General features: G+C 57.1%; 16 protein-coding genes and 1 pseudogene. 5 read left to right on the top strand and 12 right to left on the bottom strand.

Annotation, left to right across the window (positions count from 1 at the left end; translation table 11 throughout):
• Window positions 1-2 precede the first annotated feature (2 nt).
• From ACA054_RS15230 to ACA054_RS15210, 5 genes and pseudogenes are all read left to right on the top strand, one after another.
• On the top strand, window positions 3-845 hold the full coding sequence (locus ACA054_RS15230; RefSeq protein WP_497690132.1) for an HTD2 family dehydratase: 843 nt from the start codon (window positions 3-5) through the stop codon (window positions 843-845).
• The gene (locus ACA054_RS15225; protein WP_497690131.1) at window positions 842-1,657 is read left to right on the top strand and encodes an HpcH/HpaI aldolase/citrate lyase family protein; all 816 of its coding nucleotides are present in this window, start codon (window positions 842-844) and stop codon (window positions 1,655-1,657) included. Before ACA054_RS15230 ends, ACA054_RS15225 begins: the two co-directional genes overlap by 4 nt.
• A 60-nt stretch (window positions 1,658-1,717) precedes the next feature.
• Window positions 1,718-3,109, top strand: a complete 1,392-nt coding sequence (locus ACA054_RS15220; protein ID WP_497690130.1) for an aldehyde dehydrogenase family protein — start codon at window positions 1,718-1,720, stop codon at window positions 3,107-3,109.
• Between the two features lie 92 nt (window positions 3,110-3,201).
• Entirely contained in the window at window positions 3,202-4,116 is a 915-nt protein-coding gene (locus ACA054_RS15215) for a transporter substrate-binding domain-containing protein (protein ID WP_497690129.1), read from the top strand.
• A gap of 376 nt (window positions 4,117-4,492) precedes the next feature.
• Window positions 4,493-5,865, top strand: a pseudogene (locus ACA054_RS15210) (transposase).
• A gap of 30 nt (window positions 5,866-5,895) precedes the next feature.
• On the opposite strand, the gene ACA054_RS15205 reads toward ACA054_RS15210, so the two are convergent.
• The 12 genes from ACA054_RS15205 to ACA054_RS15150 all read right to left on the bottom strand — a co-directional run bounded on the left by ACA054_RS15205 (window position 5,896) and on the right by ACA054_RS15150 (window position 18,736).
• Window positions 5,896-6,090, bottom strand: coding sequence for a hypothetical protein (locus ACA054_RS15205; protein WP_497690128.1), 195 nt, complete (start codon window positions 6,088-6,090; stop codon window positions 5,896-5,898).
• Window positions 6,091-6,126: 36 nt separating this feature from the next.
• Window positions 6,127-6,300 carry a hypothetical protein gene (locus ACA054_RS15200; RefSeq protein WP_497690127.1) on the bottom strand — a complete coding sequence of 58 codons (174 nt, stop codon included), beginning with the start codon at window positions 6,298-6,300 and terminating at the stop codon, window positions 6,127-6,129.
• A 228-nt stretch (window positions 6,301-6,528) separates the two neighbouring features.
• Window positions 6,529-7,665, bottom strand: a complete 1,137-nt coding sequence (locus ACA054_RS15195; protein ID WP_497690126.1) for an ABC transporter substrate-binding protein — start codon at window positions 7,663-7,665, stop codon at window positions 6,529-6,531.
• 64 nt (window positions 7,666-7,729) lie between these two features.
• Window positions 7,730-8,494: an ABC transporter ATP-binding protein gene (locus ACA054_RS15190; RefSeq protein WP_497690125.1), complete on the bottom strand. Its 765-nt coding sequence runs from the start codon at window positions 8,492-8,494 to the stop codon at window positions 7,730-7,732.
• Window positions 8,491-10,257: a branched-chain amino acid ABC transporter ATP-binding protein/permease gene (locus ACA054_RS15185; RefSeq protein WP_497690124.1), complete on the bottom strand. Its 1,767-nt coding sequence runs from the start codon at window positions 10,255-10,257 to the stop codon at window positions 8,491-8,493. The genes ACA054_RS15190 and ACA054_RS15185 overlap by 4 nt, the downstream gene beginning before the upstream one ends.
• On the bottom strand, window positions 10,257-11,294 hold the full coding sequence (locus tag ACA054_RS15180) for a branched-chain amino acid ABC transporter permease (protein WP_497690123.1): 1,038 nt from the start codon (window positions 11,292-11,294) through the stop codon (window positions 10,257-10,259). Before ACA054_RS15180 ends, ACA054_RS15185 begins: the two co-directional genes overlap by 1 nt.
• Window positions 11,295-11,530: 236 nt before the next feature.
• Window positions 11,531-12,814 (bottom strand): OprD family porin, encoded by a 1,284-nt coding sequence (locus ACA054_RS15175; protein WP_497690122.1) that lies wholly within the window; start codon window positions 12,812-12,814, stop codon window positions 11,531-11,533.
• A gap of 142 nt (window positions 12,815-12,956) precedes the next feature.
• Window positions 12,957-13,961, bottom strand: coding sequence for a CDP-6-deoxy-delta-3,4-glucoseen reductase (locus ACA054_RS15170; RefSeq protein ID WP_497690121.1), 1,005 nt, complete (start codon window positions 13,959-13,961; stop codon window positions 12,957-12,959).
• 31 nt (window positions 13,962-13,992) lie between these two features.
• Window positions 13,993-15,021: a 4-hydroxy-2-oxovalerate aldolase gene (gene dmpG, locus ACA054_RS15165; RefSeq protein ID WP_497690120.1), complete on the bottom strand. Its 1,029-nt coding sequence runs from the start codon at window positions 15,019-15,021 to the stop codon at window positions 13,993-13,995.
• A gap of 10 nt (window positions 15,022-15,031) precedes the next feature.
• Window positions 15,032-15,973: an acetaldehyde dehydrogenase (acetylating) gene (locus tag ACA054_RS15160; RefSeq protein ID WP_497690119.1), complete on the bottom strand. Its 942-nt coding sequence runs from the start codon at window positions 15,971-15,973 to the stop codon at window positions 15,032-15,034.
• Window positions 15,970-17,829: a feruloyl-CoA synthase gene (locus tag ACA054_RS15155; protein WP_497690118.1), complete on the bottom strand. Its 1,860-nt coding sequence runs from the start codon at window positions 17,827-17,829 to the stop codon at window positions 15,970-15,972. Before ACA054_RS15155 ends, ACA054_RS15160 begins: the two co-directional genes overlap by 4 nt.
• A 124-nt stretch (window positions 17,830-17,953) precedes the next feature.
• Window positions 17,954-18,736 carry a 2-keto-4-pentenoate hydratase gene (locus ACA054_RS15150; RefSeq protein ID WP_497690117.1) on the bottom strand — a complete coding sequence of 261 codons (783 nt, stop codon included), beginning with the start codon at window positions 18,734-18,736 and terminating at the stop codon, window positions 17,954-17,956.
• Window positions 18,737-18,758: the final 22 nt, after the last annotated feature.

Genomic DNA, 18,758 nt, shown 5'->3' with positions numbered 1-18,758 from the left:
ACATGAGCAGTTCCGATTTTTCCGCCTGGATTGGACGACGTCAGGAAAGCCAGGACCGGATCAGTTTCACTCTGGTCAGACGCATTGCCGCGACATTGGGCGAGCCGGCACCAAAATCTGGTGAGCCGCTGCCCCCCCTGTGGCACTGGGCATTTTTTCAGGAGCCGGTGGGCGCCAGCGAACTGGGACCAGATGGCCATCCAGCGCTTGGGGGCTTTTTGCCGCCGGCCCATAACCGCAATCGTATGTGGGCTGGCAGCCGAATTGAGTTTTACCAGCCGTTAAAGGTGGAGGCAGAAGTAACCTGTGTATCGACCATCCTCAACGTCGAGGAGAAGCACGGTCGCACGGGTTCTTTACTGTTCGTCACGGTACGCCATGAGTTTTTCCAGGACGGCAAACGCGCCCTGCAAGATGAACAGGACATTGTTTACCGTGAACCTACCCCACCCAAACTGAACGGTACCGAAACGCTACCTGAAGGCCAATGGCAGGAACGTATCGAGCCTACCCCAACCCTGCTGTTCCGCTATTCCGCAGTAACTTTCAATGGTCATCGTATTCACTATGACTGGCCGTATGTGACAGAGACCGAAGGTTATCCGGGGCTGGTGGTACATGGTCCATTGATCGCCACGTTGAACTTGCATGCCTTTACCAAAGCGCATCCAACTGCGCGCCTGGAGCGTTTCACCTTCCGCGGAGTGAGACCGCTGATTTCGCCTCAACCTTTCGAGGTGGGCGGACGTGTGATCGAAAACGGCAAGGCGCAGGTCTGGGCTGGCAATCAAGACGGCACAGCACAGGTCGGAGAGATTGAGTTCAGTAATGGAGCAACGCCATGAGCAAATCAATTGTTCGCTCCGCCCTTTTTGTGCCGGCCACTCGACCAGAGCGCATCCTAAAAGCTATAGCCACCGGCGCGGACCGGGTCATCGTTGACTTGGAAGATGCAGTACAAGAAAACCTCAAGGAGCAGGCTAGGGACAATCTTGAGTCTTTCCTGAGCGAAACATCGGATGCACGGATTCTGGTCCGTGTGAATGCCCCGGACCACTGGGCGCATTTGGCGGATCTGGATCTTTGCCGGCGCCACGCCGGCGTGATCGGGATTCTGTTGCCCAAAGCAGAAAGTGCGGCACAGGTAACCACTGCTGCTGGTACCGAAAAACCGATCTGGCCAATCATCGAGAGCGCCAAAGGCTTGGCTGCAATTAACGAGATTGCTAATGCTCAAGCCGTTGAGCGTTTGTCATTCGGTAGTCTCGATCTGAGCCTGGACCTGAACCTGACTACAGGCAGTCCTGCCGCTGAGGAAATTCTTAGCCATGCTCGCTATGCCGTATTACTCGCGACTCGAATTGCCGGACTCGCACCAGCGCTGGACGGGGTGTTTCCATCGATCCAAGACACCGCAGGGCTGCTAGGGGCGGTGCAATTTGCTCGCGACATGGGCTTTGGTGGAGCGCTGTGTATCCATCCAATCCAAGTCGCGATCATTCATCAGGCGTTAAAACCCAGCCTAGAAGAATTGCACTGGGCGCAACGCATTATCGAAGCTGCCCGTTCAGGTGATGGCGTTTTCGTGCTGGATGGGCAAATGGTCGATGCTCCGGTCATTGGTCGCGCGCAATCCATCATGGCTCGCGCGACCTGACTCAACGCCGACGCTTTTGCTTCGATGCTATGCATCCCTCCCACTATGCAGGACGGTGTCATGACAAACGTATCCAGCCTCACACACGCCATATCGATTAACCCTGCCAACGGTGAGCAGATAGCCTACTACCCTTTTGAATCCGATTCGGCACTGCAAGCCGTACTGTCGCGTGCCGCGGCCGGGTTCCAAATCTGGCGCAACGTGCCCGCTGCACAACGTTCGCAACTGTTGATCACCCTGGCCCAGACCTTGCGCGGTAACGCAGCAGTAATCGCGAACAAGATCACTATGGAGATGGGCAAGCCAATCACTCAGGCGCGCGGTGAAATCGAGAAATGCGCGCTGCTCTGTGAGTGGTACGCCGAACACGGCCCGGCCATGCTGACTGCCGAGCCGACCTTAGTTGAAGGTGGCAAGGCACGCATAGAGTATCGTCCACTAGGTCCAATTCTCGCGGTGATGCCGTGGAATTTCCCGATTTGGCAAGTGCTGCGTGGTGCCATTCCAGCGCTGATCGCCGGTAATACTTACGTACTCAAACACGCACCGAATGTTATGGGCTGCGCTTATTTACTTCTGGAAGCTTTCAAGCAAGCCGGCTTTCCCGAAGGTGCATTTGAGGTCATCAATGTCACGCCGGACGGCGTTTCCAAGGCAATCGCGGATTCACGCATCGCCGCGGTCACCCTCACCGGCAGCGTTAGAGCTGGAATAGCAATCGGCGCACAAGCTGGTGCAGCACTGAAGAAATGCGTGCTGGAGTTGGGCGGCTCAGATCCGTTCATTGTGCTCAATGATGCAAACCTCGACGACGCAGTGAAAGCCGCTGTGATCGGCCGATATCAAAATACCGGACAGGTCTGCGCTGCGGCCAAACGCCTAATTGTCGAGCAAGGGGTTGTAGAGGAATTCACGCATAAGTTCGTCGAAGCTACACGCCAACTGATTGTCGGCGATCCGCTGTCCCCCGAGACGTACATTGGCCCGATGGCGCGCTTTGATCTGCGTGACGAACTGGATCTACAGGTTCGCAACACGCTGGAAGAAGGCGCGACGTTGTTGATGGGAGGGAAGAAGGCTGAAGGCTTCGGCAATTTTTACGAGCCCACGATCTTCGCAAATGTCACCGACCAAATGACCTCGTTCAAACAGGAGCTGTTTGGCCCTGTAGCTTCGATCATCACCGCGCGCGATGCGGACCATGCACTCGAACTGGCAAATGACAGTGAATTTGGTCTCGCTTCAACTATTTACACAGGGAATGTTGAACTCGCCCAGCATATGGCCGGCAAGCTGGAAACCGGTGGCGTGTTCATCAATGGCTACTGTGCAACCGACCCTCGCGTCACCTTCGGCGGTGTGAAAAAAAGCGGATTCGGTCGTGAGCTTTCAAATTTTGGTGTGCGCGAATTCTGCAATGCGCAGACCGTCTGGCTGGACCGTCACTAACAGAAAACGAGTAGCAATGTCCTGCGAGGCCTTCCGCTAACCCAAAGAAGGGCGAACCGAAATTCTCGCTTTAACTATATGAGGAGTTTTTGATGCCTAACTATCCTGCTATCCTGGGCGTTACTCTAACTGCTGCGTTGACCCTCACTCCGCTGATGGCTGCCGAACTTACCGGTACGCTTAAAAAAATAAAAAACTCGGGGACCATCACCCTGGGCCATCGAGACTCGTCAATTCCGTTCTCCTACATCGCCGACCCTTCCGGTAAGCCGGTTGGCTACTCTCATGACATTCAATTGAAAATTGTCGACGCTATCAAGCGAGAACTTGAGATGCCCGAACTGAACGTACGGTACAACCTGGTGACGTCACAAACGCGAATCCCGCTTGTGCAAAACGGCACTGTAGACCTGGAATGCGGTTCTACTACCAATACCGCGGAGAGGGCACAGCAGGTCGAGTTTTCGGTCGGCATCTTCGAAGCCAGCACCCGACTGCTGGTCAGGAAAGATTCTGTTTACAAGGACTTTGAACATCTTGCCGGTAAGAACGTCGTGACAACTGCTGGCAGCACTGCCGAGCGGATGCTCAAGGTAATGAACGCAGAGAAAAAGATGAGTATGAACGTCATCTCTGCCAAGGACATTGGCGAGTCTTACCAAATGCTCGAATCCGGTCGTGCCGTCGCTTTTATGCAAGATGACGCTTTGCTGGCAGGCGAGATGGCCAAAGCAAAAAAACCAGAGGATTGGGTGGTCACAGGAACGCCGCAATCCAATGAAATCTACGGCTGTACGATGCGTCGAGGCGATCCGGGTCTCAAAAAAGTCGTTGATGATTCGATCAAATCTCTTTTCGTCTCGGGCGAAATAAACACCATTTACGATAAATGGTTTACTCAGCCTATCCCCCCTAACGGCTTGAATCTCAAATTCCCCATGAGTGCAGAACTCAAGACAATTATTGCCAAACCCACTGACCAGCCTGCGCCAGTAAAATTCCAGTAACGGTCGTATCGTTCAAATTAGTCAATCAACACGCAAAGCGGCAGTCTCGTTTTCATGCGAAGACTAGTACGCTCAATGCCTGCAAATTGAAGACTTTGGTTTACAAAACATTCCACTCCACCACAATCGTGGCCAAGCTGGCTGCGTTGCAGACAACGCTCTTAGGCCGCGCGCCCAAAAAACACCGCGCAGAGAGCGGCGTCTGCATTGTTGTGGACTTTCTGAGATTCAGGCTCACACGGCATTTTTTATGGCCGGCCATTGGACGACAGCTCCTTTTTGGAAGGTCTGCTAGGGGTCGATTCTGTTGAAAAAGTAGCTCCCCTGTCTGGCCTGCGGCAAAATCTCTACATTGGCCAGCAGGGAAGCACGCAGCATGATGGGACAGTTATCGAGTGGGCAGGAACGACTGTTTTACTCGTTCAACCTTGAAGAGCACATCCCAGCCAATCACCTTCTACGCAGCATTGATCGGTGCCTCGATCTGAGCGACCTGCGCCATTACCTCGCCGATTTCTACAGCCCAATTGGGCGTCCTTCGATTGACCCTGAGCTGATGATCCGCATGCTGATCGTGGGCTATTGCTACGGTATTCGCTCCGAGCGGCGGTTGTGCGAAGAGACCCATTTGAACCTGGCGTATCGCTGGTTCTGCCGGTTGAGCCTTGAAGATGAAGTCCCCAATCACTCAACCTTTTCCAAAAATCGACACGGCCGTTTTCGGGACAGTGATCTCTTTCGCTGGCTGTTCAATGAAGTGCTGCGTCGTTGCATGGACGCAGGCTTGGTCAAAGGTGAAGGCTTTGCCGTGGACGCCAGCATCATCAAGGCGGATGCCAGCCGGCAGCGCGGTGTACCGGGTGATGAGCCGGTCAACTGGAGCGATCCGGCCCTGAGCACCCGCGCCGTGCGTGAGTATCTTGAGGCACTCGATGACGAGGCTCTGGCCGAAACGCTACCGAAGCGCCTATCGCTGACTGATCCTCAAGCCCGTTGGCCGCAGCTCCAGGTGGCCCAGCGTTCTACGCTTACTCCACGAATTATCTGATCGATACCGAGCACGGTGTCATCGTGGATGTGGAACCCACACCGGCTCATCGCACGGCCGAGGTCGAGAGCACCAAGATCATGATCGACCGGGTCGAGGCGCAGTTCGACATCAAGCCGGAACGCCTTATTGGCGACACCGCTTACGGAACCGCGCCGATGCTGGCCTGGATGGTAGAGGAAAAGGACATCGAGCCGCATGTGCCGGTGTGGGACAAAACCGAGCGCAAGAACGACAGTTTTTCGAGCAACGATTTCCACTGGAATGAAGAGGCTGAGGAATACCGCTGTCCGGCCGGCAATGCATTACGTAGCGAATGGCGAGCCTTCAAGAACGAGCGTTCGCACGTCACCAAAGCCAACACCATCATCTTCCGATCCAGGCAGACCGACTGCGCGATGTGTCCGATGAAAGCCAAGTGCTGCCCGAACACTGCGTTTCGCAAGATCGCCCGCAGCGTCCATGAAGCTGCTCGTGATGTGGCTCGGCGCATCGCAGCGACACCTGCGTACGTGCGCTCTCGCCACGAACGTAAGAAGGTCGAAATGTTGTTTGCCCACCTCAAGCGCATCCTGAAATTGGATCGCTTGCGACTACGTGGCATGAGTGGCGCGACCGATGAGTTCACGCTGGCGGCCGCGGTACAGAACCTCCGGCGTCTGGCCAAACTTGCATCTCAAGGGCCACCTGCTACGGGATAGGTGCGCCTGCACGAAGCAAAAAACCTCAAACTAACCCAATAACAGAGCAGCAAAGGTCAACGAAGGGCCGAGAAACCACTCAATGTGGTGAGCAGGTTCTCCGGTGGTGGTCGTGCCTGAGTTCAGGCGAGCTGAAAATCCGACTTTTTCAACAAAATCGGCCACCAGCGGACATTCAAAACGGGCCATTTCAGAGAAATCTAACATGAGCGCTACGGCGTTCATACGGCCAGTTAATGAACTCGGAACCATTTCGTCGAGCTACGCGTGGTAGTACTTCAGTGTCAAGCTATCGGACCATTTGTAATCACCACCCAGAAAGACAGACTGGTCTGATTCGGCCTTGGGGTTGCAACGGCCATTGGGCGATGCAACGGGCTTTTTGATAGTTGGTGGAACCGCGCTGATGCGGTCCAACCAGCCGACACTCAACATCAAGTTGTCCAGATCCTGCGAGCGCAAATTTCACATAGGGGGCGATCGCTATGCCCTACCCTTATTGTCTTCGACACGATCACCGCCTTGCCGGTCGTCCGTGGTCTGGTAGCGCATTACCAATGTGGCCACCACCATGCCTGGCGCCCAGAAAAAAATGCCCGATGCAGTGCATCGGGCATTGTGGTGAAACAGGTGCATACCTATTTCAGGACTAGACAATTATCTTTATTGAGGAACGTTAAGCAGAACCCATTGCTGGTTTTGCACGCTGACAAGCGCACGGGCGCGTTGGTCGTGCCCGAAGTGGTCAGTTGGGCTTAAGTTGTAAACCCCATGGGTACCGACAACGTTGTCGGTTTTTTCCAGCCGATCACGCAAGCTTTGGCGGAACTCGGGGCTTCCGGGCTGGGCGACTTGCAGTGCGCCAGGTACTGCGGCCTCCACCAGGCGCATGGCGTCATATAGATAAGCGCCAAAAGGCGAGAGACTGTGGGGGCCGAACTGCGCTTCATAGCTTTGGGCGTATTGGCTCGCGATTGCCTTGGAGGGATGGTTGTCGGGTAGCTTGTCCCAGACCACTACCGGACCGACGGGCAGGATGGCCCCGTCGAGGGCTTTGCCGCCGATCCGCAGAAAGGCGCTATTGGCAGCGCCATGAGTGTGGTAAATCGCGCCCTTGTAGCCGAGCCTGCGCAGTTCGGTATGGGGGAGCGCCGCGGGAGCTCCGGCAGCGCCGATCAGCACTGCGTCAGGTCGTGTGCCGATAACTTTCAATGTCTGGCCACTGACAGAGGAGTCAGTACGGTTGAAACGCTCGTCTCGCACCAGTGTGATGCCGGCTGCGGGAGCCAGTTCGCCGAGGGCCTTGAACCAGTCCTCGCCCCAGACGTCGTTGAAACCGATGTAGCCCAGTGTTTTTACGCCGTTGTTCTGCATGTGCTCAATGAGCGCCTTGGCCATGAGGGTATTGGTTTGAGCAATAGTGAAGATCCAATGATTTTCGTTGTTTTGCGGGACGTAAGGAGCAAGGGCGATCTGCGCCGTAGTGCTTTCCTTGGCGACTTGGGCGACCGCCGAGGAGGTTGGCACCGTGGTGGAGCCGATCAGCAGGTCAACAGCATATTCACTCACCAGTTTGCGAGCGTTCTTGGTGGCCGCGGTACTGTCGCTAGCATCGTCTAGGACAATGTAATTAACGGTTTGCCCAGCGATCTGTTTGGGCAGTAGTTGCACGGTATTGCGTTCTGGAATGCCCAGAGAGGCTCCAGGCCCGGTTGTCGAAAGGATGATGCCGATAGAGATGTCGGCATGAGCTGCTGTTGTCATCAATGCAGTAAAAAACAAGGCGATGTGGCGTTTCATGGAAGCTCCAGGTGGTTTTGTTGTTCTATGTGCGAGGGAACTCTGATCAGCAGGTTTTGCTTACTCAGGCATCTACTGCCTCAGTTTTTGGGGGGCCGAATGTAGTGGGTTTACGGCCGAGGTAGGTCTCAATGACTTTTGGATTCTGCGCCAGGTCTTCAGCTCGACCTTCCAGAACCAATTCGCCTAGTTCCATGACATACCCGTAGTCCGAAATCTTGAGCGCAGCTCTTGCGTTTTGCTCCACCAAGAGAATCGAAACGCCGCTGCGCCGCAGGTTCTCGATAATCGAGAACGTCTCGTTGATCACCCTCGGAGCAAGACCCAGGCTGGGTTCGTCGAGCATCAGCAATCGGGGTTTGCCCATCAATGCGCGTCCAATGGCAAGCATCTGCCGCTCGCCGCCGGAGAGGGTGCAGGCTGCCTGCTGGCGACGTTCATACAGTCGCGCAAACAAACCGAACACCTCATCCAGTCCCTGGTCGTGATCCCGCAGACCGCGACGGTGGCGATTGAATGCGCCCAGCCGCAGGTTGTCCTCCACGCTCATCGGGCCGAACAGTTCGCGGCTTTCCGGCACCAGCGCCATGCCCATGCCAACACGTTGCGCAACGCCCTTGTGGGCCAACAGCGGTTGGCCCAAGTAGCGCACTTCGCCGGTAGCGGGCAGCAAACCCATAAGGGCTGCCATCAAGGTGGTTTTACCCGCTCCATTCGGGCCGATCAGGCTGACGATCTGGCCTTCCTCGACATGCAGGTCGAGCTTGCGCACGGCTTCGACCTTGCCATGACTGACCGAGAGATTACGAACTTGCAGTAGATGGCTCATTCCACCCCTCCGAGATAAGCGGCCAGCACCGCCGGGTTGTCCTGTATTTCATCGGGGGTCCCGGCAGCAAGGCGCTGGCCGAACTCCATCACTACGACGTGGTCAGCCAGACGCATGACGAAGTCCATGTCGTGCTCCACCAACAGCACGCCCAGGCCTTCGCTTCGCAATTGTTCGAGCAGACCGGCCAACGCTTGTTTTTCGCCATATCGCAGACCCGCTGCGGGTTCGTCGAGGAGCAACAGCAAGGGATCGCTGCACAGGGCACGAGCGATCTCGACAATGCGCTGCTGTCCCAGAGCGAGGCTGCCAGCAGGGGTGTGGATGAATTGACCGAGTCCCACGCGTTCGATTTGTCGCGTTGCTTCGGCCAGAATGCGTTTTTCTTCCTCGCGCTCTGCGTGCAGCAGTGAACGCAGGAGTCCTGCATTTGCCCGGCTATGGGCGCCAAGAGCGACATTCTCCAGAACACTCATTTCCGGTAGCAGCCGCACGTGCTGGAAGGTGCGGCTCACGCCCAGCCTGGCGATTTTGCGTGGTGGGAGGCCGTCGATGCGCTGGCCCAGAAACAGGATCTGTCCGGCAGTGGGAGGTAATACCCCGGACAATAGGTTGAACAATGTGGACTTGCCCGCGCCGTTCGGGCCGATCAGCGCTGTGATTTCGCCTGATTTGACCGATAGGCTCATATCATTATTTGCGACAAGCCCGCCGAAACGCTTCACCAGGCCTTCGGCTATCAGCAGCGGGGAGCCATTCGTGGGTGGCTGGCGCCGCGGCAATGCAGTTGCATCGGCGAGGGGCAGGATGGAAGCGCGAAGTGTCGGCAGGCGATTGCGCAAAAGTGGCATCAAACCTCCTCGGGCATACTGCAGTACAAGAATCACCAGCAGACCAAAGAAAATCATTTCGAAGTTGTCGGCATGCCCGAACAACATCGGCAACACGTCTTGCAGCACCTGCTTGATCAAAGTCACAAGCGCCGCGCCAACCAGCGCTCCCCATAGGCTCGCAGTGCCACCCAGGACGATCATGAACAGGTATTCGATACCCATGTTCACCGAAAAAGGTGTGGGATTGACCACTCGTTGCATGTGCGCATAGAGCCAGCCGGATAGCGAAGCAAGCAGGGCTGCCAGCACGAATGCGATCAATTTGCTGCGTGCCGTGTCCACCCCCATCGCCTCGGCCATGCCGCCAGCTTCCTTGAGACTGCGGATGGCGCGCCCCTGACGACTGTGCAGAAGATTGTCGAGCAGCCAGATGCAGGCGATCAGCAAGACTCCGATCAGAAGGCTGAAATCCGCTGCGCTGTCGATCCGCCAGCCAAACAAAGCGATGGTTGGCAGGTCTTGAATGCCGCCAAAACCTCCCAGCCCCGGCAAATTGCCAAACAGGTAATAGATCGCCAACCCCCAAGCCAGGGTGCCAATGGGCAAGTAGTGACCCGCCAGGCGCAAGGTCAGCAGGCCGAGTACCAAGGCAACAACAAGGGTCATACTCAAGCCGGCCAGAAGCCCTAGCCAAGGTGATAACCCCAGTGTGGTACTGAGTACTGCGGTGGCATAAGCCCCGATGCCGACGAAGGCTGCCTGGCCGAACGACGTCAGGCCGCAGACCCCCGTCAATAACACCAGGCCCAACGCAACCAGGCTGTACAAGCCGATGTAGTTAAACAGGCTGACGTAAAAGGACGGCAATATCTGAGGGGCGATACAGGCCGCCAAGAGCAGAAGAAACAGCGGTATGAGACGACGGGCCATTAGTGTTGCTCCTCAATGTTGGGGTGATTCAGCGAGAGCCAGAGCAACACGGGTATGACCAGTGTAAAAACGATGACCTCCTTGTAAGCCGATGCCCCGAAGGTCGCGAAACTTTCTAGCAGGCCTACCAGGAAGGCACCTGCGGCGGCCAATGGATAGCTGATCAGACCGCCAATGATTGCGGCAACGAAGCCCTTGAGGCTGATGAGGAAACCGGAGTCGTAATACAAGGTTGTCAGTGGGCCGATGAGGATTCCGGAAATTGCCCCAATGAAGGCTGCCAGCGCAAAAGCGCTTTTGCCGGCGAGTTGAGTGGGAATGCCCACCAGTTGCGCGCCAGTGCGATTGAATGCAGTGGCTCGCAGGGCTTTGCCATACAAACTGTGGCCAAAGAAAACGTAAAGCAGGCCGATCAACAGCAACGCACAACCAACCACCAGCAGACTTTGCAGGCTGATCGAGAGTTCACCGAGCATCAGACCGGCATCACTGTAGGCCTCAGTTCGTACACCTTCAGCACCGAACATCCACAGGGCGGCCCCGATCAGCACGATGTGCACAGCGACCGAAATGATCAGCAGCACTAATACCGAACTTTGGGCAACGCGCTGATAGACCAGCCGGTATAGCAGTGGTCCCAACGGTGTAACGATCGCCAGTGCAACAATGATTTTTATCAGTCCTGGAAGGCTTTGCAGGTCAAAAGTGCTGAGTATTACAAGCAATGCAAGTGGCAGTGCCAGGTAGCTGAGCGCGATTCGTGGCAATTGCCATGGCTGTCGGTGTTTCAATGCGATTGCACTGTCTAGCAGGCATGCCGCGATTGAGCAACCGATCAACAACCACAACGTGCCAGGCAAAAGGCCGGACTGGAGCGTGGCTAGTGTCAGGGCGCTGAAGGTCACGAACTCGCCCTGGAACACCAGGATCGTGCGAGTAACCGAAAACACCAGAACCAGTGCCAGAGCCACCAATGCATAAATGGCGCCTGTGGTCAGCCCGTCCTGGGTAAGAAATGCCAGTATTGAAAAGTCCATGAGTGATCCTCAGTGGAATGCGAGCAGGACGGATGTGGCTTCGGAGTGCGGAGCGCTGTAGGTGCAATAACCGGAAGGACGGCTAGGGAGAGGCGCCGCGGCCATTCGATTTCGATGTGTCGGAACGTCGTATACACGCTGCTGCATGATCAGTAATCCAATGTTGTTGTTCTTGTTGTGGTGGTTGGGAGCGGCCAGGCGCTTGATGGCGCCCGTTCGGCCAGTCGCTGCCTGGACTACCAGAGCGCCAAGGTGTAGTCGATGTTCACCCGTGTCTCGTTGTCATCTCGGAAGGAAGCCGCCGGGGCGAAATCGTTGCGATACCAGGCATGACGCAGACGTACGCTGACCCCTTTGAAAGTGCCCGACTGCACGACATAGGACAGTTCGACATCTTTTTCGCTTTCACTGAGGCCATCGCCACCCAAAGCCGTCGGCAGTTGGATATTGCTGCCTTCCAGGTAGCGCACCATGCCTTTGAGGCCCGGCACTGCGACGCCCGCAAAATCGTAGTCGTAGCGCACTTGCCAACTGCGCTCCTTGGGGTTGAGGAACTCGGAACTGAGCGCCCCTTCGGACACTACCAGGGGTTCGGTCCCGGTCAGATAAGGCATGGCGGTAGCGCCGTTGAGCTGCATATAACCGGCCCCCAGGCTGTGGGCGCCCACCGAATAAGTGAACATCATCCCCAGATTGCGGTTGTCGACGTGCCCAGCCTTGGCCGCGCCGTCTTCCCCTGTGATGAAATAGCGCACATCCGTCTTCAGCTTCCCGGGACCGATAGGCTGTATCTGCTCGAAGCCGAAGTAGTCCTTGCGATACATTTCGTCCAGCACAGCGTGGTAGTACTTCAGGGTCAGGCTATCGGACCATTTGTAATCACCGCCCAGAAAGACGAACCGGTCCGATTCTGCGGTGGGGTTGAAACGACCGTTGGGCGATGCGACGGTCATTTTTTGGTAACTGGTGGAATCGCGCAGATTAATGCGGTCCAACCAGCCTGCATTCAACGTCAGGTTGTCCAGATCCTGCGAGCGCAAATAGGCACCACGAAAGGTCTGCGGCAACAAACGCGTGGGGCTGGCGAAGGCGATTGGCAGGAACGTACTGATGGTGCCGGCTTGCAGTTCCGTCTTCGAGATTTTCATTTTGCCAGTCAGGCCAAGCTCCGAATAATCGTCGCGCGGCTCTCGGCTGGGGACGTCGTACGGCAGCAATCCTGTGCCAGTACGATCCGGCGATGAATCGAGCTTGACGCCCAACAGCCCCACGGCATCCATACCGAAACCCACAGGTCCTGGGGTGAACCCCGAACTGTATTTGAGAATAAAGCCCTGGGCCCACTCGCGGGCTGCCGATTGCGCGGACGTGCCTTTGTAGTCGCGATCGAAGTAGTAATTGCGCATCGTCAGACTGGCTTTACTGTCTTCGACAAAACCGGCTGCCCTTACTTGCCCAGCAAGAACGGAGAGAACAAAACAAACAGCGATACTCGAGGGAACGCGAACTTGAGCTTTCATGGTTTTCTCTATTTTTATTAGTATTGAACGGGTCCTTACTGCTGGCGTGTCCCTGCCCCCGAACCTGTTGAGCGACCACGCAGGCGTGCCCAATAAAGTTCGGGTGTTGCTCGTTCTAATCCGTTAGTTAACGTTGTTGCGGTTATACGAATGCATCAGCGTAGAAATTGGTTTCCAGCAACTCTCGCTGCCCGATAAAGTCTCGACGGGCGGAATCCACAACGATCGGTGCCCCACAGGCATACACTTCAAAGCGCTTCAACGAAGCAAAGTCGGACAGGACCTGCTGGTGTACAAATCCGCAAGCGCCTTGCCACTGACAGGCATCGTTCGGTTCCGAGAGCACCGGGATGTAATTCAACCAGGGTAATTCGGCCTGCCACTCGAGCAACTGCTCGTGATGGTAGAGATCCTTGCGCTGCCGTCCTCCCCAATAGAGATAAACCGGACGTGTGTTATTTCCCTGTTCACGCAGTTGCTCCAGCAACGCCTTGATCGGCGCAAAACCGGTACCACTGGCGAGAAAGATCATCGGTTGATCGTTCTCACGCAGATAGAAAGAACCGTAAGGACCTTCCAGACGAAGCAGTTCGCGCGGCTTCAACGCATTGAATACATGCCCGCTAAAACTGCCCCCTGGCATATGACGGATATGCCACTCAAGTTGATTGTCCACTGTCGAATGTGTAGCCATTGAATAACTGCGACGACTGCCGTCCTTGAGCAATACTTGCGCATATTGGCCGGGGTAATAGTTGAACGTGACCGTAGGCGGCAACATCAGTCGAACGACGATGACATCGTCGGCGACCTTTTCGATGCTGGCCACGCGGGCGGCCGTCTGCTGAATCGAAATACCGCGAAGTTCGGTTACTTCCGGAGCATCGATGACCAGGTCCGAGGTCGCTTTGGCACAGCAGAACAAAGCGAGTCCGGCAGCACGTTCCTCTTCGCTCAGAACCTCCAGCGGACTATTAGCATGATCGACACTGCCGCTTACCACCCTGCCCTTGCAACTGCCACACGTCCCTTCACGGCAGCTGTGCTTTAGCATCAGCCCTTCCGCCAACGCACCATCCAGGATGGTATTGCTCGCATCCAGATCGAATTGTTGCCCAGCTGGTTGAATATCTACGTGATAGGTCATGGCAGTTGCTCATTCGCTGTGTGATGAAAAATTAACGGCGCTGGGCCGTCAGCAGGTCGAGCGCGACGTCGACGATCATGTCTTCCTGGCCGCCGACCATCCGGCGTTTGCCCAGTTCGACGAGGATGTCGAGGGTCTTCAGGCCGTACTTCGCGGCGGCGATTTCAGCGTGGCGCAGGAAGCTCGAATAGACGCCGGCATAACCCAGCGCCAAGGTTTCACGATCCACCCGCACCGGCCGGTCCTGCAGCGGGCGCACGATGTCGTCGGCGGCGTCCATCAGCGCGTAAAGGTCGGTGCCGTGGTTCCAGCCCAGACGCTCGGCGGCGGCAATGAACACTTCCAGCGGCGCATTACCGGCACCGGCACCCATGCCGGCGAGGCTGGCGTCAATGCGGTCGCAACCTTCCTCGACGGCAGTGATCGAGTTCGCCACGCCGAGCGACAGGTTGTGGTGAGCGTGCATGCCGGTTTCCGTTTCCGGTTTGAGCACGGCTTTGAAGGCACGGAAACGGTCGCGGATGTCCTGCATGTTCATCGCGCCACCGGAGTCGGCCATGTACACGCAGGTGGCGCCGTAGCTTTCCATCAGCTTGGCCTGCGCGGCCAACTGCTCGGCCGGGATCATGTGGCTCATCATCAGGAAGCCGACGGTGTCCATGCCCAGCTCACGGGCGTACTCGATGTGCTGTTTCGAGACGTCCGCTTCGGTGCAGTGAGTGGCGATGCGCACTACCCGGGCTCCGGCGTTGTACGCGGCTTTCAGGTCATGCACTGTGCCGATGCCAGGCAACAACAGGGTGGTGATCTTGGCGTGGCTGATGACGTCGGCGGCCGCTTCGATCCACTCCAGGTCGGTGTGCGCGGCGAAGCCATAGTTGAAGCTCGAGCCTTGCAGACCGTCCCCGTGGGCGACTTCGATCGAGTCGACCTTGGCCTTGTCCAGGGCGCGGGCAATGTCCTGCACGTTCTGCAGCGAATACTGGTGACGCACCGCGTGGCTGCCGTCGCGCAGGGTCACGTCGGAGATATAGAGTTTTTTGCCGGGATTAAAAGTCATGTCGGTTTCCTCAGGCGTTCAGCATCGACTGCGCCATGCGCTCGGCGGTGGCCAAGGCAGCGGAGGTCATGATGTCGAGATTGCCGGCGTAGGCCGGCAGGTAATGGGCGGCGCCTTCAACCTCGAGGAACACCGAAGTCTTCAGCCCGGAGAACGTGCCCAGGCCCGGAATGTGCAGCGGAGCGTCTCCAGGGATAACGTCGAACTGCACGTGTTGTTTCAGGCGATAACCTGGCACATAAGCCTGTACGGCTACGGCCATCTCGAGAATGGACGCCTCGACCTCAGCCTGATCAGCTGCCTCGGACAACACAAACACCGTGTCGCGCATCATCAACGGCGGTTCGGCCGGGTTCATCACGATGATTGCTTTGCCCTTGGCCGCACCGCCAATCACTTCGATGGCCTTGGAGGTGGTTTCGGTGAACTCGTCGATGTTGGCGCGAGTGCCGGGGCCGGCAGATTTGCTGGCAATCGAGGCGACGATTTCCGCGTAGTGCACCTTGGCCACGCGCGACACGGCCGCAACCATCGGGATCGTCGCCTGACCACCGCAAGTGACCATGTTGACGTTGAGCTGAGCGAGGTTCTGCTCCAGATTGACCACCGGCACGCAGTACGGGCCGATGGCGGCAGGCGTCAGGTCAATCAGGCGGATGCCGGGTTTGATCGAGCGCAGGAACGCGTCGTTCTTCACATGGGCACCGGCCGAAGTGGCATCGAAGACGAAGTCGATGTCCTTGAACACGTCCAGGCGGGTCAGGCCTTCAACGCCTTCGTGGGTCACCGCCACGCCCATGCGCTGGGCACGGGCCAGACCGTCGGAAGCCGGGTCGATGCCGACCATGACCGCCATTTCCAGGTGTTTGGCATTACGCAGAACCTTGATCATCAGGTCGGTGCCGATGTTGCCGGAACCGATGATGGCGACTTTCATTTTTCTGGAACTCATTTTCTTTCTCCATAAGCTTCGTCGAGAAGGATCACGGCCGGGTCCAACGTCTCGGCATACAGACGCTTGACCGCATCAGCACGCAGGCCAAGTGCAGCGCGTTGGTTGATGTAACCTTTGTCAGTAATCTCCCCATCATCGAGGCTCGGCGGTGAGTCGAGGATGACCATGCGCACGGCATGCTGCGAGGACGCAGGAAACTGCTGGGCCAGTGTTTGCAAGCCCGCACTCAGGGCCCTGCGAACGGCAGGTTCCAGAGCCAGTTGCTCAGCGGTCATGCGCTTGCCGGGGGCTCCGGCCAAGGCGCGCAACGTCGGCGTCGGATAGATCAATGCGCCGATCACGTCTCGATCGTGACCGCAAATCACACAGTCAGAAGCGTAAGGTGCCAAGGCACTCACCAGGCGTGGGCGCAACGTGCCGACGGAAACCCACGTGCCCGTGGTCAACTTGAAGTCTTCGGTGACCCGCCCGTCAAACACGATGCCCTTCTCCGGGCGCTCGGGATCGAGCAGTCGACCGGCATCGCCAATCTGATAGAAGCCCTGTTCATCGAACGCCTCAAGGCTGCCTTTCGGGTCATTGAGGTACTGCTGAAACACTGAGGGTCCGCGCACACGCATTTCCAGCTTGTCGCCGCTGGGCACGAACTTGATCTCTACGCCCGGTACTGGCAGGCCGATGTTGCCTGGCTTGTCCAAACGGTAATGAACATTGGTGAGCACTGGAGAGGTCTCGGTCGCGCCCCATTCGCTGGTAAAGAACAGGGGCTTGTCCCGCACCTTTTCCGCACAGGCCATCAACCGGTCCCACGTGTTCTGTGGCAAAGCCGCAGCGGCATAGAACAGCATGTCCAGGCGACCGAAAAGTGCTTGCGCCAACTCCTCGTCGCGCTCCAGGTAAGGCAGTAGCGCTTCATAGCCACGAGGGACGTTGAAAAACACCGTTGGCTGGACGGACTTGATATTTTCCACCGTCCGCTCGATTCGCCCGGTCACCGGCAAACCATCATCGATATAGAGCGTGCCGCCATTGCGCAGCACCATATTGAAGTTATGGTTCGCGGCGAAGGTATGACTCCACGGCAGCCAATCCACCACGACCATTTCACTGCCTTCGAGGAAGCGCCAGCATTGGGCGATCGATTGTTGGTTGGCGCACAGCATGCGATGGGTATTGATCACCACCTTAGGCGTGCCAGTGGAGCCGGAGGTCAGCATATAGCGGGCGGGGACATCGCCATCGAGACGCAGAAAAGTCTCCATGACCTGCGCACTTTCGACCCGGTAAAGCATGGGCAGCGGTAGCGCGCCAGGAACGGCCTGGGCGTTGCGCGCAACCACGACGGGACAGTCCGGTTGGATCAATTCGATGGTGCGGCGATAGGTGTCTCCATCATTGATGAAGATCAACGCGGGTTGCAGCTGCGCCACGATAGACTTGAGCTTGCTGCAACCGCTCTGTGTATTGCGCGAATAAGCGACCGAAACGGTGGCCACCGCAATCCCGACATGCATGGCTGCAAGCGTAATCAAAGCCTGGTCGATGTCGTTCTCCGACAACACCAGCACCGGTCGACCGGGCACCGTATCGAGCTCCAGTAAACCCTGGGCCAGCGCGCCGACGCGTTGGCGAACCTCGCTGTAGTTCAAGGTGAACCAGACGCCATTGCGACGCTCGGCCAAATAAGGGCGCAGTGGAGCCTCGCGCGCCCATTGCTCCAGCCACTCGCCGATACAACGGGCATAGGGTTGCAGTTGTTCAGCGGATCGCAGTATGAAACTACCCGCCTCACCTGGCTCGACAGTCACGTGAGCAGGTGCCAACTTGGCAGGATCGTCGAAAAAGTCGTACACGGCACGCCCTCACGAGATCAACAGACAGGTCTGCTGTCTCATCATCATTATTTTTGTTGTTACGGTGCCGGTTTATCAACCCGGCACCCTTTCGCATGACGCCAAACGATCAGCGACCTTCACTTCATACGAATCGGCAGCTCACTTCACCCAGCCGGGTCAGTTTCAAGCGCAGGCTGTCACCGGTGGTCACGGGCACCATGGGGCCCAAGGCTCCGGATAACAGCACGTCGCCTGCGCGCAATGGCCGCCCAAATTCGGCCATGGTCCGCGCCAGCCACAGGCAGGCGTCCAGCGGGTTGCCGAGGCAGGCTGCGCCCACACCGATCGACGCCTGAGCACCATTTTTTTCCAGCAGCATGCCTTCCAGCGCAAGGTCCAGATTGGCCAGGCGCACGGGACTCTTGCCCAGGACGTAGAGGCCCGAGGAAGCATTGTCGGCCACCGTATCGACCAGGGTGATTTTCCAGTTCTCAATCGCCGAATCGACAATTTCCAGCGCCGGCACCAGGTACTCCACCGCGCTCATCAGCTCGCCCAGTGTTGTGTCCGGATTGGGCAAGTCACGCCCCAACACGAAAGCGATTTCACCCTCGGCCTTGGGCTGAATCAGGCGGGAGCTGTCAATGGCCTCACCATCGCCGTATTCCATATCGGCAAACAACATGCCGAAGTCTGGCTGATCGACGCCCAACTGCTCTTGCACGGCCAGCGAGGTCAAACCGATTTTACGCCCGCTGAGACGGCGCCCGGCGGCCAGCGCGGCCTGGGTATTGAGTTCCTGTACGGCATAAGCGTCAGCCAGAGTGGAAATCTGGAAGCGCTCGGAGATACGACCGCACGGGGTTCGTGTCATGCGCGCTTGCGCCAGAACCGAGGCGGCAGCCTGAATGGAATCGTGGTTCATGGAGTAGCTCCTCAACAATTGG

Source organism: Pseudomonas sp. LBUM1653, assembly GCF_059716115.1.
This window is presented reverse-complemented; position numbering and strand designations above follow the sequence as displayed.